The sequence below is a fragment of the Geomicrobium sp. JCM 19055 genome (assembly GCF_000698185.1).
GTDB lineage: Bacteria > Bacillota > Bacilli > Bacillales > Marinococcaceae > Geomicrobium_A > Geomicrobium_A sediminis.
This window is the reverse complement of the sequence record NZ_BAXL01000006.1, coordinates 67,656-84,879: the sequence shown is the minus strand read 5'-3', so window position 1 is coordinate 84,879 and position 17,224 is coordinate 67,656. Positions and strand designations below refer to the sequence as shown.

Annotated in this window: 19 protein-coding genes and 5 pseudogenes; 2 read left to right on the top strand and 22 right to left on the bottom strand. The window is 41.4% G+C overall.

The genetic code is table 11. The annotated features are described in order from the left end of the window. Positions 1-14: 14 nt before the first annotated feature. The 20 genes and pseudogenes from scpB to JCM19055_RS06780 all read right to left on the bottom strand — a co-directional run bounded on the left by scpB (position 15) and on the right by JCM19055_RS06780 (position 15,548). Entirely contained in the window at positions 15-593 is a 579-nt protein-coding gene (gene scpB, locus JCM19055_RS06870; protein ID WP_042359132.1) for an SMC-Scp complex subunit ScpB, read from the bottom strand. Beyond that, positions 586-1,353: a segregation/condensation protein A gene (locus tag JCM19055_RS06865; RefSeq protein ID WP_042359131.1), complete on the bottom strand. Its 768-nt coding sequence runs from the start codon at positions 1,351-1,353 to the stop codon at positions 586-588. Before JCM19055_RS06865 ends, scpB begins: the two co-directional genes overlap by 8 nt. 75 nt (positions 1,354-1,428) lie before the next feature. After that, a complete protein-coding gene (locus JCM19055_RS06860; protein WP_042359130.1) occupies positions 1,429-1,794 on the bottom strand; it encodes a GNAT family N-acetyltransferase in 366 nt (121 codons plus the stop codon). A 193-nt stretch (positions 1,795-1,987) separates the two neighbouring features. Next, a complete protein-coding gene (gene lysA, locus JCM19055_RS06855) occupies positions 1,988-3,289 on the bottom strand; it encodes a diaminopimelate decarboxylase (RefSeq protein ID WP_042359128.1) in 1,302 nt (433 codons plus the stop codon). Between the two features lie 47 nt (positions 3,290-3,336). Continuing rightward, a pseudogene (locus tag JCM19055_RS06850) lies at positions 3,337-4,818 on the bottom strand (spore germination protein). A 1-nt stretch (position 4,819) separates the two neighbouring features. Further along, positions 4,820-5,372, bottom strand: a pseudogene (locus JCM19055_RS28840) (stage V sporulation protein AE). A gap of 122 nt (positions 5,373-5,494) precedes the next feature. Next, on the bottom strand, positions 5,495-5,878 hold the full coding sequence (locus JCM19055_RS06840) for an Hsp20 family protein (protein ID WP_042359126.1): 384 nt from the start codon (positions 5,876-5,878) through the stop codon (positions 5,495-5,497). 236 nt (positions 5,879-6,114) lie between these two features. After that, positions 6,115-6,820 (bottom strand): annotated as a pseudogene (gene sigF / locus JCM19055_RS06835) (RNA polymerase sporulation sigma factor SigF). Positions 6,821-6,878: 58 nt separating this feature from the next. Next, a complete protein-coding gene (spoIIAB, locus tag JCM19055_RS06830; RefSeq protein WP_042359124.1) occupies positions 6,879-7,319 on the bottom strand; it encodes an anti-sigma F factor in 441 nt (146 codons plus the stop codon). Beyond that, positions 7,320-7,673 carry an anti-sigma F factor antagonist gene (gene spoIIAA, locus JCM19055_RS06825; protein WP_042359122.1) on the bottom strand — a complete coding sequence of 118 codons (354 nt, stop codon included), beginning with the start codon at positions 7,671-7,673 and terminating at the stop codon, positions 7,320-7,322. Between the two features lie 98 nt (positions 7,674-7,771). Beyond that, a pseudogene (locus JCM19055_RS06820) lies at positions 7,772-8,976 on the bottom strand (D-alanyl-D-alanine carboxypeptidase family protein). Positions 8,977-9,112: 136 nt separating this feature from the next. Then, positions 9,113-10,418, bottom strand: a pseudogene (locus JCM19055_RS06815) (pyrimidine-nucleoside phosphorylase). A gap of 32 nt (positions 10,419-10,450) precedes the next feature. Continuing rightward, entirely contained in the window at positions 10,451-11,260 is an 810-nt protein-coding gene (locus tag JCM19055_RS06810) for a purine-nucleoside phosphorylase (RefSeq protein ID WP_042359120.1), read from the bottom strand. Positions 11,261-11,263: 3 nt separating this feature from the next. Beyond that, a complete protein-coding gene (gene deoB / locus JCM19055_RS06805) occupies positions 11,264-12,457 on the bottom strand; it encodes a phosphopentomutase (RefSeq protein ID WP_042359118.1) in 1,194 nt (397 codons plus the stop codon). Further along, a complete protein-coding gene (gene xerD / locus JCM19055_RS06800) occupies positions 12,454-13,368 on the bottom strand; it encodes a site-specific tyrosine recombinase XerD (RefSeq protein ID WP_042359244.1) in 915 nt (304 codons plus the stop codon). The genes deoB and xerD overlap by 4 nt, the downstream gene beginning before the upstream one ends. An 18-nt stretch (positions 13,369-13,386) precedes the next feature. Next, positions 13,387-13,614 (bottom strand): DUF4227 family protein, encoded by a 228-nt coding sequence (locus JCM19055_RS06795; protein WP_042359116.1) that lies wholly within the window; start codon positions 13,612-13,614, stop codon positions 13,387-13,389. 108 nt (positions 13,615-13,722) lie between these two features. Next, entirely contained in the window at positions 13,723-14,217 is a 495-nt protein-coding gene (locus JCM19055_RS06790; RefSeq protein ID WP_239575516.1) for a Fur family transcriptional regulator, read from the bottom strand. A gap of 117 nt (positions 14,218-14,334) precedes the next feature. Further along, positions 14,335-14,919, bottom strand: a complete 585-nt coding sequence (gene spoIIM, locus JCM19055_RS06785; RefSeq protein ID WP_370543037.1) for a stage II sporulation protein M — start codon at positions 14,917-14,919, stop codon at positions 14,335-14,337. Further along, positions 14,861-14,983, bottom strand: coding sequence for a hypothetical protein (locus JCM19055_RS31450; RefSeq protein WP_370543044.1), 123 nt, complete (start codon positions 14,981-14,983; stop codon positions 14,861-14,863). The genes spoIIM and JCM19055_RS31450 overlap by 59 nt, the downstream gene beginning before the upstream one ends. Before the next feature lie 52 nt (positions 14,984-15,035). Then, positions 15,036-15,548, bottom strand: coding sequence for an NUDIX hydrolase (locus tag JCM19055_RS06780; RefSeq protein WP_042359114.1), 513 nt, complete (start codon positions 15,546-15,548; stop codon positions 15,036-15,038). Positions 15,549-15,663: 115 nt separating this feature from the next. Between JCM19055_RS06780 and mciZ the strand changes: the two genes are divergently transcribed. After that, on the top strand, positions 15,664-15,801 hold the full coding sequence (gene mciZ, locus JCM19055_RS25225; RefSeq protein ID WP_081831523.1) for a Z-ring formation inhibitor MciZ: 138 nt from the start codon (positions 15,664-15,666) through the stop codon (positions 15,799-15,801). Here the strand turns inward: mciZ and JCM19055_RS06775 are convergent. Together JCM19055_RS06775 and JCM19055_RS26260 are read right to left on the bottom strand one after the other, a co-directional pair. Next, positions 15,798-16,181, bottom strand: a complete 384-nt coding sequence (locus JCM19055_RS06775) for a TlpA disulfide reductase family protein (protein WP_052366023.1) — start codon at positions 16,179-16,181, stop codon at positions 15,798-15,800. The two genes, mciZ and JCM19055_RS06775, sit on opposite strands and share 4 nt — an antisense overlap. Further along, a complete protein-coding gene (locus tag JCM19055_RS26260) occupies positions 16,120-16,344 on the bottom strand; it encodes a hypothetical protein (protein WP_152549790.1) in 225 nt (74 codons plus the stop codon). Before JCM19055_RS26260 ends, JCM19055_RS06775 begins: the two co-directional genes overlap by 62 nt. Positions 16,345-16,401: 57 nt before the next feature. Between JCM19055_RS26260 and uppP the strand changes: the two genes are divergently transcribed. After that, entirely contained in the window at positions 16,402-17,223 is an 822-nt protein-coding gene (gene uppP / locus JCM19055_RS06770) for an undecaprenyl-diphosphatase UppP (protein ID WP_042359112.1), read from the top strand. The last annotated feature ends 1 nt before the right edge of the window (position 17,224 follow it).

The window sequence follows — 17,224 nt, the reverse complement described above, 5'->3', positions numbered from 1 at the left end:
AAGGCTAACTCGTTTTATTCATCGCTTTGAAGGTCTTTGTAATTGCTTAAGAACAAGTCCATTTGTTCTACATCTTGGTCTTGATCTTCTTCGATCTTCGGTAAATGTTGCAATGATTCAAGTTCAAAAACGTCAAGAAAACGTTCGGTCGTAACGTAAAGAATGGCACGCCCCATTCCTTTGGCCCTGCCAGACTCTTCTACTAATCCTTTACTGACGAGCGTGCTTAAGGCTCGATCTGCGTTTACGCCACGAATTTCTTCCACATCACTCCGAGTCACAGGCTGTCGATAAGCGACAATTGCAAGTGACTCTAGAGCTGCTTGTGACAATGTTGAGCGTTCAGGCGGCTTTGCGTATCGTTCGATGTAAGAAGCATACTTCGGTCTCGTCGTTAACGTATAGACACTCCCAAACTTCATCAGTTGTAATGTATACCCTTTTTCTTCATATTCCTCTTTCAAACGCTCTAACTCACGGCTCACTTTATCTTCTTCAAGTTCTAATACTGTTGCAAGTCGGGCGACGTCTATGCCTTCATCACCACTTACATAAAGAAGCGTTTCGATAATACCGGTTAACTCCTCATGCATGTACACTCATTCCTTTAGCCTGAATCCAAATATCTTCAAAATTCTCCTCTTGCTCACATGAAACATCGCCATCTTTCACGAGTTGCAAGAGCGCAATAAACGTCGTCACTTGTCTGTCCATTTCTCCGATAGCAAACGCTTGTTGAAACGAAACGGGTGAGTTTTGGCCTGCTAACACATCTGTAATGACAGTCATTCGCTCTTCAATTGAATGCCTTTCTTGCTCAACGGTCGTATGCTTTGGCGAACGCATTCGCACACGCTGTTTCATCTTTTGAAAAGCTTGGATTAAATCCGTGACGGTCGCATCCACGTCTTCATCCACTTCTTGAACTTCAGTATAATCTTTATACTGTTCAAGATCTGTAGGAGATTTGCTATAGCGCTTGGCACGATGATCGCTTTGCTCTTGTAGAAAGTTTGCAGCTTCTTTATATTTCCGATACAAATCGAGCTGCATCGCCAATTCTTCACGCGGGTCTTCTTCTTCCCACTCTTCCCATTCTTCGTCTTCATTTACCAACTCAGGTGTCGGCAGTAACATTTTACTTTTAATTGCGAGTAGTGACGATGCCATGACGAGGTATTCACTTGCAACGTCCAACTCGAGTTGTTGCATCGCATGTATGTACGTCATATATTGTGCAGTAATCTCTGCAACCGGTATGTCATAAAGATCAACCTCAGCTTGTTGTACAAGGTGCAACAACAAGTCAAGCGGTCCTTCAAAGCTTTCCAACTTTACTTGATAACGTTCCAAAATGACTCCTCCACGTTAAAAAAATAATGCAAGCGAGAAAAGCTCTTAGCGATCATCCGCTAAGAGCTTAAACGACTACATTTCCATGTTCGCGCGATGCGATTGACAACTGTTTAGGAACGGTTCGGTCTTTTCATTGCCTACAAGACTTTTATCGAGGCGGTCTTCTAATGTGCATACCATTTGAACGCCAACGCCTTCAGAACGATAAGACGGATTCACACAAACGTGCTCAAGCAAAATGGTACCATCATCACGCTCAATATAACCGACAACTCCTACAAAGTCGTCGTCCTTTTTCCATAAAAACAACTTCCAGTTATCTTCATTTTCATATCGATTAATCGTCTCTGTCAACGTTTTTATATCTTTAAGGTCCGGCATGAAAGATAAAAGACCCATCGCGATTTTTTTAAACGATGATTTATATTTCACTAACATTTGCCTGACTCTCCCCTCTTACATACAAAGAGATACAACTCGTTCTTGTGACATGAAAAAACAAAAACATGGACGAGCCATGCTTTAAAGCCACATTTCCTCACTTTAACATCGTATCTTGTATCATTATACATATGCGAGACCCGATCAGCAAGTTCTCGTTCGAAAAGGGGAGAATTATCCTGCAGCAAACTTAGTCTAAGGATTGTAGCGAAAGGTCATTTTTGACAAGGTCTTCATACGTTTCTCGCTTAACGACCAGTTGATGCTTGCCTTGTTCTACAAACACAACCGCAGGCTTAGCGAGTCGGTTATAGTTGCTTGCCATTGAATATCCATAAGCTCCTGTCGAATAAACAATTAACAAGTCCCCCGATTTTGCTTTTGGAAGCGTGATGGCATCAATAAGCATATCACCACTTTCACAAGCTTTTCCAGCAATTGCATACGTCACTTGTTCATTATCAGGCGTTGCCTGGTGAGCAAGCGCCGCGTCATATTTTGCGTCATACAACGCTGGGCGGATATTGTCGCTCATTCCACCGTCCACACTAATATAGTGGCGAACATTCTCAATAACTTTCTCTGAGCCAATCGTATAGATTGTACTTCCTGCTTCTCCAACAATTGAGCGCCCAGGCTCAATCCAGATTTCAGGAATTGCCATGCCTGAACGTTCGGAAGCTTCCTTTACGGCTTTGACGATTGTTTTTACGAATACGGACGGGTCGAGTGGTTGGTCGTCGTCTGTATAGCGAATTCCAAAACCACCGCCAGTATTAACGACCTCAGCTTCATACGACAACGTTTGTTTCCAGTTTTGTAAATGACGATACAAAATATCAATGGCCTCAATAAATCCATCGGTCTCAAAGATTTGTGAGCCGATATGACAATGAAGGCCAAGTAAATGTAAAGAATCGTCTTCTAACACTTCAACGGCTGCACGTTTTGCTTGTCCAGCTTGAAGATCAAAGCCAAACTTGGAATCTTCTTGTCCAGTAGAAATATACGCATGCGTATGTGCTTCAACACCCGGTGTGACTCGTAGTAAGACTGGCGCAACTTTTCCTTGTCTTTTACTCTCACTAGAAAGCAATGATAATTCATGAAAATTATCAACAACAAAACAGCCGATTCCAAGCTCAATCGCTTCTTTAATTTCTTCTAAACTTTTGTTGTTGCCGTGGAAATGAACCTTCTCCATTGGAAAACCAGCTTTTTTAGCTGTGTACAATTCTCCACCAGAAACGACATCTAAACTTAAACCTAAATGCTCGGCGAGTTGAACCATTGCAACTGTACTAAAGGCTTTGCTCGCATAAGCAACTTGAAAATTAATTTCTTCTTCTTTAAACGCATCGATAAAGGCATGAGCTTTATTGCGAATCACCGTGGTATCGTAGGCATACAGTGGCGTACCATACGTATTTACTAGTTCTTCGGCGCTCACGCCACCAATCGTGATGCTTCTTTGATGTACATCGTTTGACATGCCCTCACCTCTCACTATTCATGCCAATTATTGTACCATCTCTGTTTTTAATTGTCTCCTTGTTTAACCGGATCTTTCGGATTCACAATTCGGGGTCGAAGTCTCATGCTTGGCACCGTTGTACGAATGGCAATTTGCCACATTCCTTTCGGATCAAACGGGAGAAACGGCCATAAATACGGTTTATGAAGTGGTTTCATTCCCGTCATGAGAATCAACACGACAGTTAACGCAATGACGAGTCCGTAACTCAAAAACAAACCCGTTGCGATGATGAGTACAATTCGAAGCATCTTTAAAGCTGTTCCCATCTCAGCACTAGGAACCGCAAAAATTCCGACTGCCCCTAGTGACATATACAATATAACTTCAGGCGTTAACAAACCAACACTAATCGCAACATCACCAATCAATAAGGCTGCCACTAAGCGAGAGCCGTCGCTAGTGGAGACGGGGTATGAATGGCGGCCATTCGTAACAACTCAATTCCAAACTCAGCGACGAGCACTTGCGCCATGAGTGGGACGTTTGATTCTTCTTCAGGACCGAGATAACTAAGCGCATCTGGAATCATATCTGGTTGTAAAACGAGCAATGACCATAGAGGAACGATAAGAATGGATGAAATAATCCCGATAAACCGTAGCCACCGTAAAAACGTCCCGACTGCTGCCGATTGGCGAAACTCTTCTGCGTGTTGAACATGATGAAAAAAACGTTACAGGTAACAGAATAACTGACGGTGAAGTATCGACAATAATAGCGACGTGTCCTTCCAACAAATGAGTTGAAGCAACGTCTGGTCGTTCTGTATATCGAACGAGCGGGAACGGGTTCCACCCTTGATTAACAAGGTATTCTTCAATCGTCTTATCAGCCATTGAGATACCGTCAATATCAATTTGTTCGAGCTCTTTTTTTATAATTGAAACGAGGTCTGGATCTGCAACGCCATGAATATACGAGATACAAATATCCGTCTTCGATCTTGAACCAATTTGCATAATTTCATTTCGTAAATTTTCATCACGAATGTGACGTCTCGTTAATCCGGTATTTTCAATAATGTTCTCCGTATACCCGTCCCTTGCACCACGAACGACCCGCTCTGTGTCAGGTTCTTGTGGTGAACGACCTGGATAATTACGTACATCAACAACGAAGGCTTTCTTCTCATCTTCAAGCAATATAAAGACGAGACCACTTAACATATAAAAAATACAGTCTTCGATTGTTTCTGTGTATTCGACTTGTAGATGGGTTAAATGGTTCTCAATTGTTTCTTGAACGGTGTCCGCTTCAGGATCTAAATGATCCAAATGCATTAATTCTTTTAATACTTCAATTACGTTTTCAATATTTGTTAACCCGTTACAATAATAAATTTGTACTTCTTTTTCTAGTATGTTTAACTTACGTACACCAACATCAAAACTGTCATCCATACCAAGACGTTCTTTAAAAATCTTTTCGTTTTTATGGATATGAGAAGATAGCGGGGTATGTTCTCGCTTCGTTTGCTCTTTCATGCTACTTTGCACTCCGTTCTATAATCAACTTCAGTGCTTTTGTTGTTATTTTCGCACCTTTATGGGGGTCATCCCTTCCAGCCATCTTTCCGAGATCTCCAATTCCTACAACCGTTTTAATGTCCAATTGATCGAGTACATATACAGTGTCGCCGTGGACTTTGTGATCTTCTAGATCTGGAATGCCCTCCTTATCAACTCCTTGACTGACGAGTTGTCCGTTGCGATCAATGGACACATCAACTCGTCCAATCAGCAGAACGGTCCGCTGATGAAACAGCGAGTGCACCGATGATATCCATTTCCTCTTCTTCAGCTAACTGCTTCATTAACGTTTCACCTTTGCCGATTTCGACTTGTCCAGCATCATCAAATAAAACGACTGTAATCGGATACTCACTCGCTTTTACTTTTTTCAAGAGATCTTCATACGAGCAGCACGTCGGATTGCCTCCTGATAAAATAACGTGACCGATCGATAACGTTTTTGTTGCTCGTATGATTGCCTTACACGTAATGGCGTCTCCATCTGTCACGAAAATCACTTTTTGCATAATCCACACCTCACCCTTTTACCGTTTTATTATGAATCAATGTTTAGCTCATTATGTATTGACGGAATGTTTCACAATTACGGTATGTGAAATTTAAGAAAAGAAAAGACGAGTGCTTAAGATCACTCATCTTCATGAAAACGTCTTGTAATGGCGCCTCGTTTTGGTATCGTTAAATAAAATAAACCTTGTTCTAAGGAACCATTCATTTGAGTATCATCAGCATTTGGTAAATAAAACGTCCGAGAACTTCGCTCGTAATAGTGGCCGTTATGCTTCGCTGCAGAAATCATTAAATACGGCGTATTATACTCAATTGTAATATCATCTTTTGTCATGTTCGGTAACCGACCTTCAATCGTATACCCATTGTCATATTCGATTACGTGCAATTGATTCTCAAGTAACTGTCTTGCCATCGGTACAATATGGTGAATAAAAGCATCTTGAATCACGTTCGCAATGCTTCCTAGAATCCGGCTACCTTTTGATGGTGGCAACGTCATCACTTCGTCCCCCATTTTCTTTCATTTACTACCGTTGTATGCAACCATTATTTGCTTTGTGCCCAGATAAACGTGCAGCAAAAAAATAGGCACAAAAAAAAGCTTGCATTTGCAAGGCTTAATTGAAAAAAAGTAATGGCCCACGACTCAGAAGGTCACCTACAACCATACTTGTAAGGTTCATGATGTGGTAAGAAATTCTGTTTAAGCAACGGTTAACAACAGGTTGTTAACCGTTACTCGACCATTTCTTTTCGCATCTTTTCTAGAATTTTCTTCTCGAGTCGAGAGACTTGCACTTGTGAGATCCCTAACCGCTCTGCCACTTCAGACTGTGTTTTATCTTTGTAGTATCGTAAGAAAACGATCAGTCTTTCCCTTTTTTTCCAAATGTCTGACGACATCTCTGAGAGCTAGCTCATCAAACCATTTAGATTCATCAGGATCTGATATTTGATCCATGAGCGTAATCGGATCACCCTCGTTTTCATAGACCGTTTCATGAAGTGATGACAATGTACGTGTTGCTTCATTAGCAAACACAACATCTTCTGTAGAGATATCCATTGATTGCGCAATTTCGTTAATCGTCGGAATTCTCCCGAGTTGTTTCGTTAACTCTTCTTTTTGTTTACGGATTTTATGGTTTAACTCTTTTAAAGAACGACTTACTTTAACCGTTCCATCATCTCGGATAAATCGTTGGATTTCTCCGATAATCATCGGAACGGCATAGGTTGAGAATTTCACTTGATAAGACAAATCAAACTTATCGATCGATTTCATCAGTCCGATACAACCGATTTGAAACAAATCCTCGGCTTCGTAGCCACGATTTAAAAACCGCTGAACGACAGACCAGACGAGCCGAGTGTTGTTTTCAATCAGTTGGTCTCGAGATTCTTTTATTCCTTTTTGACTTTCTTCAATCCATGTCCGCACTTGCTCATCTGAAGGTTTTTTTTATCTCGTTTGGTTTTTGTCTCCATAACAACGCCCCTTAATGGTTCACAACTTTGTTTTTGGACAGCTGTTTCTTGACATAGACCGTCGTTCCACGCCCTGCTACAGACGTGACACTCATTTCATCCATAAAGTTTTCCATGATCGTAAATCCCATTCCTGAACGTTCAAGGTCAGGTTTTGACGTGTACAGTGGCTCTTTTGCTTGGTCCACATCATCAATGCCACCGCCTTCATCACGTACGCTAATGCCAACCACATCATCGTCGAGATGAACAGTAATGGTGACCGTTCCGGCTGGATTTTCTTCATAGCCATGAATAATCGCATTCGTTACGGCTTCAGACACAACCGTCTTAATTTCTGTTAGCTCGTCCATTGTCGGATCTAGTTGCGCAATAAAAGCTGCAACACTCACACGGGCAAATGACTCATTTTGACTTAGTGCAGAGAATTGGATTTCCATTTCGTTCTTCATTTACACGGCCTCCCCCAAAGCTTGTAGTGCATGAGATTCCTGTTCTTCTAAGGATAATACCTTAAACAGCCCTGCCATTTCAAATAATCGATAAACAGGTGCACTCACTCCACAAACGATCAACCTTCCACCTCGAGGTTGAAGCTTCTTATACCTTCCAAGAATGACGCCAATACCAGAGCTATCCATGAACGTTAAGCCTTCTGCATTCAAAACGATATGTTTTGTATTACGCTCTTCTAAATGACGGTCAACAATTGCACGCAATTCACTCGCTGAATGATGGTCTAACTCTCCGTGCAATCGCACACAGAGTATATTTTGCTTTTGTTCTACTTCCACAGAAAAACTCATAACCGCTCCTCCAGTCTCTCTCACAATTCAAATTAGCTGTCTCCCCTAAAAAGTTCAACGTCACCATTCAAGTTCCTTCACGTGTGACAAAAGCAGTTTTAATTCATGCTAGTCTCTGAAACTTCGTCATTCGTTGTCGAATCGCCTCGCTCAACACCTAAGATTTTTAAGGCGCTACGCTTGAATAACTCCCACCATGACGCACTTTCGATATCTTCTTTTGCAATAATGTTCGACGTGGAAACCACGTCTTGGTCATTCAACAATTGAAACTCTCCAATCACTTCACCTTTTTGGATCGGTGCTTTTAAATCAGAAACGGTAATCTTCTCTTCAACAGTTTCAGCAGTCTCGCCTTTTTTTTCAGAAGTAAGCTTATTTGATCTTCTAGCTCACCAACAACTGTTGACTTCGTTCCTTTTTCGACTGGAACACTTGTCACAGCAGTACCTTTGTCAAACAATGATTCAACGTGATAATTCGCAAAGCCGTGATCCATCAAACTCGTAATCGTATTGTTTCGAATCTGTGGTGTTTCAGCGCCCATAACGACAGCAATCAAACGCATGTCATCTCGTTTTGCAGTTGCAGTAAGACCGTACATCGACTCACGTGTAAATCCTGTCTTTAAACCATCCATACCATCATAAAACTTAATTAATCGGTTTGTATTTACGAGCCAAAACTCGTCGTCAGTTCCTTGACGTAAATAATCTTCATAAATACTCGTAAATGACGTAATTTCTTCATGTTTTAATAATTCTTGTGCCATTTTTGCAAGGTCGTGCGCACTCGTTTTATGATTTTCACCTGGCAAACCATTCGTATTGTTAAAGGTCGTATTTGTGAGTCCTAAATCTTTTGCTTTCTCATTCATCATATCAACGAACGCTTCTTCAGAACCTGCAATATGTTCCGCCATAGCAACAGAAGCATCGTTTCCAGAGGCAACCGCAATCGCTTTTAAGAGATCGCGAACGCTCATTTCTTCACCAGGCTCTAAAAAGATTTGTGACCCACCCATTGAAGCCGCGTATTCACTCGTTGTGACGAGATCTTCAAACGATAGATTCTCAGCTTTAATTTCTTCCATTATGAGTAACATCGTCATAATCTTCGTCATTGAAGCTGGAGGAAGTGCTTCTTCTGAATTTTTCTCCATTAATACATTCCCCGTATCTGCTTCAATTAATATTGCAGAACCTACATCATCTGTCATCGTCGTCTCCTGAGCTGACACTGTGGAAAGCGGAACGGAAAAAACAAGTACAGCCCCTACTAACGCACTTACTAGCCTTTTTATCATCGTCTCTAATCCTCCGTTTTTTCTACTAGTTTCACCAAAATAATCGCTACATAAACGTGTGAACCTATGAAAAAAACGAAGGCAAAAAAAATGACTTGCTTAAAGGTTCACTTTAAGCAAGTCGTAAAGACGATTATTTTAGCATTTCATCCATAATTAATGGCAATGGCTCAACGTGTTCTTTTGTGATCGTATAGCTTTCTTCGATCAATTTAACCACGTCTGCGACATCTTCTTTGTTTGAATGAATATACGTAAGCACATCGCCTGCGTTTACGTGATCGCCACGTTTTTTTCTTAACTTGTACACCAACACTATGATCGATTTCTTCATCTTTCGTCATTCGACCAGCGCCAAGATGACCTGCTGCTTGGCCAATTTTTGCTGCATGAATTTGCTTGACGTACCCGTCTTCTTTCGCCGTCACCGAAATGATGTGGTTCGCTTTTACAAATGCTTCTGGGTTATCGACAAACGTCGGATCGCCACCTTGGCGTTCGACGAATTGACGAAAAGCTTCAAGTGCTTTTCCGTTTTGGAGTAACTCATTTGCAAGTTGTTCTCCTGCTTCTACAGAGTCAACTTTGTTTGCAAGTACGAGCATATGAGCCGCAAGTCGAACACTTAAGTCGCGAACGTCTTTAGGACCTCCACCTTTAAGAACGTCAATCGCTTCTTTTACTTCAAGGGAGTTTCCGACCATTTCGCCGAGTGGTTGGTCCATGTCTGATAACACAGCAACGGTTTGGCGCCCAAGTTCGTTCCCGATTTGAACCATCGTTTGTGCGAGCTCTCTTGCTGCATCAAGATCGCTCATAAATGCGCCACTACCAACTTTTACATCAAGCACGATCCCATCAGCACCAGCAGCAATCTTCTTACTCATTACTGAACTTGCGATCAAAGGCATCGCGTTAACCGTTGCGGTTACGTCACGCAATGCGTACAGCTTCTTATCAGCAGGTGTTAAGTTCCCCGTTTGTCCGACAAGAGCAAGCTTATGCTCATTGACAAGATCAATAAAACGATCTACTGTCATTTCTGTTTGAAATCCAGAGAATGCTTCCAGCTTGTCAATCGTACCGCCCGTATGACCGAGCCCGCGACCTGACATTTTTGCCACTGGAACACCTGCTGCTGCAACGAGTGGAGACAAGATAAATGTCGTTTTATCCCCAACGCCACCTGTTGAATGTTTATCCACTTTAACGCCTTCAATTTGTGACAAATCTAGCTCATCGCCAGACTTTGCCATCGCGTGAGTAAAGGCTGCACTTTCTTCTTTCGTCATTCCTTGAAAGTACACCGCCATTGCCCATGCTGACGCTTGATAATCAGGGATTGATCCGTTTGTGTATTCTGTTACAAATTGTTTAATATGCTCATCATCGTGTACGAGTCCGTCGCGTTTATTTGCGATAAAGTCAACCATTCTCATGTATTTCACCTTTTCTTTAAAAAGAATATCTACTACATTTTCTCAATAATTGCTGTGACTAACTTCATAAACCTGTCTTTCACATCTTCAGTCGTTTCAATGACTTCTTCATGACTAAGAGGTTGATCTAATATGCCGGCGGCTGCATTCGAAATGCAAGAGATTCCAAGCACTTTAATATTTTGATGACGTGCTACGATCACTTCTGGGACAGTACTCATTCCAACCGCATCCGCACCGAGAGTACGGAACATCCGAACTTCTGCTGGTGTTTCATAGGTTGGTCCTGTTACTGCAGCGTAAACGCCTTTTCTTAAAGAAAGTTGTTGCGTATCGGCAACTGTAGTAGCTAACGTTTGCAATTCTTGATCATACGCTTGTGATAAATCTGGGAAACGAGGCCCAACCGTTTCATCGTTTGGACCGATAAGCGGATGATTGTGCATAAAGTTAATATGGTCTTCGATGAGCATTAAATCACCAGGGTTAAACGACGTGTTCACCCCACCTGCTGCATTACTTACGATTAGCGATTTAATGCCAAGCGCTGCCATCACACGAACGGGCAAAACAACGTCTTCCATCCCATATCCTTCATAGTAGTGAAAGCGTCCTTGCATCGCGATGACTGATTTTCCTGCAAGTGTACCAATTACAAAACGTCCAGCATGTCCAGCTACTGTGGATGTTTTAAACCCTTTCATCTCATCGTATGGAAGAATAACATCCGCTTCAATTTGGTTGCCAAGCTCTCCTAGTCCAGAACCTAATATAAGGGCAATTTCAGGTTGTACGTCTGTTGCATTGCGGATAATCTCAACATTTTCTTGGATTAATGACATCTTCTATTCTCCCTTCAGTGATTGTAAGAAGCTCGTTCCGTACTTTGGCATCGTAACAGAGAAATTATCTGCAATCGTTGCACCAACATCTGCGAACGTGTCCCTTGTGCCAAGGTCATGGCCGACAGTCATTGACGGAGAATACGCAAGTAAAGGCACTTGTTCACGAGTATGGTCAGTTCCTTTATATGTCGGATCATTTCCGTGATCAGCCGTTATAAGAAGAAGGTCATCTTCACGTAACACATCAAACAGCTCTGGTAATCGTGCATCAAATTCTTCAATCGCACGTCCATATCCTTCTGGGTCGCGGCGATGACCAAATAACGCATCAAAGTCAACGAGGTTCAAGAATGACATACCTGTGAAATCTTTGCTTGCTGAAAGAATGAGCTTGTCCATTCCATCCATATTTGAAGATGTTCTCATGCGATCGTTCACACCTTCACCATCAAAAATGTCATCGATCTTACCGATCGCTTGAGACGTAATGCCAGCTTCATCCAGTGCATTCATAACGGTCGGTTCAAATGGCTTTAATGCATAGTCATGGCGATTTGACGTTCGCTCAAACGACCCTACGTCTCCGACAAATGGCCTTGCAATAATTCGACCGAGCATATATGGCTCATCAAGCGTCATCGCACGTGCCTTTTTACAAATCTCATACAACTCATCAATTGGAACGACCGATTCGTGAGCAGCAATTTGTAAAACCGAATCTGCTGACGTATAGACAATGAGCGCGCCCGTATTCACGTGTTCTTCTCCGAGCTCTTCGATAATCTCTGTTCCAGAAGCAACTTTATTTCCGATTACTTTGCGTCCGGTTTCTTGTTCTAATTGATCGATCAGTTGTTTAGGGAACCCATCAGGAAACGTTCGAAACGGCTTATCAATATAAAGACCCATTAGTTCCCAATGTCCTGTCATTGTATCTTTACTTTTGGAAAGCTCATTCATCTTGCCATAATAAGCTAAAGGTTCTGTTGTCGGTGTAAGTTTAGGTCCTTGTTTTAGGTTGCCTAATCCTAACTTGTTCAGATGAGGAATTTCCAGACCGCCGAGTTTGTTTACAATAGCTCCTAGCGTATCTGAACCTTCATCACCGTACTCCAATGCATCTGGACCATTGCCAATGCCAAGTGAATCCATAACGACTAAAAATATACGATTATAAGGATGGTTAGACGTCATTTATGATCTTCCTTTCCTTTAGCTCTAGGGTGGTAATGACTGTATACATCGCGTAGATGTTTGTTGGAGATGTGCGTGTAGATTTGTGTAGTCGTAATATCAGCATGTCCTAGCATTTCTTGTACGACTCGTAAATCGGCACCGTTTTCAATTAGATGCGTCGCAAAGGAGTGTCTTAGCGTATGAGGGGTTACGTCTTTATAAATGCTAGCTTCAGTGGCATTTTTCTTTAAGATCTTCCAAAATCCTTGCCGACTTAAGCGGTTGCCTTGCCGATTCAAAAACAACGTTTCTTCACTCAACTTTTTCAGGAGAATCGGACGCAAGTTCTGTAAGTAACGGTCAATCGCGTTCATTGCCGGTTGCCCAAGTGGTACAATTCGCTCTTTATTCCCTTTTCCGATGCAACGAACAAAGCCTAAATCAAGGTTTATGTCATCTAATTTAAGATCGCAAAGCTCTGTAACTCTCATTCCCGTACCATACATGAGCTCAAACATAGCGACATCACGGTCTTTGTATTTCGTTTCCGTATTCTCTGCATTATGAATGAGGCGTTCAACTTCAACGATCGACAAAACGACCGGAAGTTTTCTTCCCGATCTTGGCGATTCAATCAGATCCGATGGATCGTGCATCGCAACACGCTCTCGTAGTAAAAATTGATGAAACGAGCGAATCGATGATAACATCCTCGCAAGCGAAGTCGGCGTTCTCCCCTCAGTCCTTAACGTATACAAGTAATCGAGAATATGACTGCGCTTGATGTCTGTCCAACTAGTAAGTTCATGAGTTTCATAAACGTACTGTTTATAACTCATCAAGTCCCGTTCATACGCCGATAGTGTATTTTGGGAGTGCCCACGCTCAACGAGGCAATAATGTAAAAAATCGTGTATAGGGTCGTCCATTGCCAATGATTGCACCAACTACTCACCTCTTTGCCAAAAGTGCCATAATCGCTCTCGAAACGTAATGTCTTCTTCACTCATATTTTCGAACACTTTAATGGCATTTCCCTCAGGCGTATCATAGCGTTGATCCCCTTGATATTCAGCCATTAAAAACAGGATACCATAGTAAAAGAAAGCTGTGCACGCAACAAAAACAATTAAAATTTTGCAACCATTCCAAATCGCTTCAAATCGAGACAACATGAACGTTCCTCCTCAAATCTCTACTTTGTCCCATCTTATGCCGAGGAAAGGAAGAACTATACGTGTTCACATAGAAAAAAAGCTGCATTCACGAATTATGAATACAGCTTACAGTTGGTCGACTGTTTGTCGTCCGACTTCTTCATTTGTTGAATCTTTTTCACGTTGACATTTGCTACATACCCCGTGGAATGTAAGACGATGATCTTTAATCTTAAATTGCCATTCACGTTCAACTTTCACTTCAACTTCTCCGAGTAAATCCTCTTCGATCTCAGAAACGTCACCGCATTGAATGCAGACGAGATGGTGATGAGAATGGTTTGCACCTTCTTTACGCAAGTCGTAGCGCGAAACGCCATCTCCGAAGTTAATTTTATCGACAATTTCAAGTTCATTTAGTAATTCAAGTGTACGATACACGGTCGCTAAACCAATTTCAGGTGCTTTATCTTTAACGAGTAAGTATACATCCTCTGCACTTAAATGGTCTTCTTCGTTCTCAAGCAACACTTCAACAGTTGCTTCTCTTTGGGGCGTTAACTTATAACTTTGAGAATGCAACTGCTTTTTGATATAGTCCATGCGTTCTTTCACAGCCATAATCTCCCCCCTTGAGGTCTTTCATAATTATATGATTGATCTTATTTCGTGTCAATACTAAACGATAATCATTATCGTTTTCATGTAATAATCATTATAAACTAATAATCGATATCATTAAACAACATTCTCAGTTACCCATGAAAGTAATGTAGGTGACAAGAATGCTTCAATCGCACTTGCACTTGCAAGTAAGACGACAGCAACGAGTAAAAACAAGCACATGCGAAAGAAATGTGGAAAGATTGGTTCTTGACGCTGTACTTTCATAAATTGTTGACGAATGAGACGAAACGAAAACGCCACACTCATAACAGCAACGATAATCATCACCGGCACGACGATTAAATTTTGTGGGAGTACACTAACGAGCGATAATGAAAAACCAGGTACACCCATCTGGTTAACGAGAAAGCCGACGGTAAAACCGATCGCCATTCCTTTTAAAAATAATAACAATAAAATGAGTGGTGAACCAATGACGGATAATCCGAGAATAAACATCAAGCCGATGTACTTCACATTATACATCAAACTCTCCCAAAACAAATCGCGATCTGCTGTCACTTGACCATCACCAACTTGTCCGAAAAACTGTTGTAAATAAATGAACAAATCGTCTTTTTGAGACAAGCTTAAACTATTAACAACAACAGCGCCAAAAATAATGCCTGTAAAAAAACAACACAGCCAAAAACACATACAATGAACGGTATTCAGCAACGTGCATATATACTTGACGCTCTACAAATTGTCTAAATTTCATATAAAAAAACCTCCTCATACCATTACTTGAACGTATGAGAAGGCTCATAGATTTATGACTTGTCTGCTAGATTCTCTCTGGCAAATAATTGCAATAAGCTGTATGCGGTTTTTGCGTCATTGAATTTACCTTGTAGCGCAAACTGGATCGCTTCTTCCTTTGACCACATCTCGATTTCTAGAAACTCATCTTCATCGGTATTCGCTTCACCTATCGAAACATTTTCGGCTAGATAAATATGAATATACTCATCTGCAAAACCTGGTGACGTATAAAAACCACCAATGTCTACAAGGCGTTCCGCACTATATCCAGTCTCTTCTTTTAGTTCGCGCTTGGCTGTCTCAAGTGGCTCTTCACCTACTTCTTTTTTGCCAGCAGGAATTTCTAGCAACGTTTGTTCACTTGCTTTCCGATACTGGCGGATGAGAGGAATTGTTCCTTCTGGAGTCACTGCTAACACAGCTACAGCACCTGGATGTTTAATGACTTCTCGTTTTCCACTCGACTCATCTGGAAGCGTCACGTCGTGAATTTCAAGCGTGATGACTTTACCTTCAAACACCGTTTCTTTCTTTACCGTTTTTTTCTGTTAGGTCCATCGGCTCGCCTCCGCAATACGTATAATCAATAATTCCTTTGCATATGACTGTACCACAACGGTTGTACAGGAGGTACACATGAAAATTTACGTAGATCAAGACCGTGTCATTCTACAAGGCAAAAGCTGGCAAGTTCTCCATATGATTAAACACTATGAAAAACATTTTACTACAGTAAAAGAATGGTCGGATGCGATGCAACAACTAAAGCGTTAAGCTGTTCGTTGATCAATAAATGGGGTGATTCTTCGCTCAACCATTTCGTCGGTTAACTCGCCAACAATAATATCAACAATTACGCCATCTTCATTAATTAAGTACGTCGTCGGTAATGCTTGAAGCGGATAGGTCGCTAAGAAATCTCCATCATAATCCATCAATATCGGCATCTCGACTGGATGTTCATCTAAAAACTCAAATGCATTGTCAATTTGTCGTTCGTATGTTGTCATGTTAACCGCTAGCACAACAACACCATCTTCTTTGTATGATGTGTGCATGTCACTTAATAACGGTAATTCTTCAATACACGGTTCACACCAAGAAGCCCACAGATTCAAAATAACAAACTGACCTTCTTGATCTTTTAGACTCATTTTTTTCGCCTTCTACATCGCCTCGTTCTAACGTAAAGTCAGGTGCTTGCATTCCTTGGTTGACACCGACGGGAGGAGACGATACATTTTCATAGATGATACTTAAACTAACAACTGCGGCAATCGCTACCGCAGCAATCGTTAACCATTTACGTATTTTCAACTTTTTCACCTCGAATTGAATACCTTTTTTTCTGTTTTGGAAGGAGAAACCATTATTATGTCTGTTTGGGAAGCGATTATTTTTGGAATTGTACAAGGTCTCACTGAGTTTTTACCGATTTCAAGTACTGCACACCTCGTCATTTTGCAATTTATTTTTGGCACGAACTTCGAAGGTCTTACGTTCGAAATCTTGCTGCACATTGCTTCAATGCTTGCGGTCGTTATCTTTTTCCGTAAAGATATTTTAGCAATTGTGACTGGATCGCTTCGGTTCATCACGGAACGAAAAGCACAAGACAGACCAGCATTTCTATTCGCTCTTTACCTAGTAATCGCAACAGGTATTACTGGCGTGCTCGGTCTCGTGCTAGAAGATTATGCTAACCAATTTCTAAAAACACCATTTGTGTTAGGTAGTGCTTTACTATTAACGGGTATTTTCCTTCTCGTAATCGAAAGAATTAAGTACAAACATACACGAGGGATTAATGAAATGAACTTCATTGACTCCATTGTCATCGGTCTTGCGCAAACACTAGCCGTTATACCTGGAATTTCTCGTTCAGGATCAACGTTAATTACAGGTCTTGCACTTGGACTTGAAAAGAAAACAGCCGTTCGCTTTTCATTCTTGCTATCCATTCCTGTAATTTTAGGTTCATCGATTCTAGCGATTCGCGATTTAATGTCTGGAGGAATGGAAGGCGCTGGTCCATTGTCACTTATCGTGGCCTTCGTTGTTACGTTTATCTTCTCAATCATCGGTATTAAGTGGCTAATCGGCTGGCTTGAGAAAAGCAAATTATACTACTTTGCGATTTACTGCTTTGCACTTGCGATCTTCGTGTTTATTTTCTTAGATCCAACTCATGTGTAAG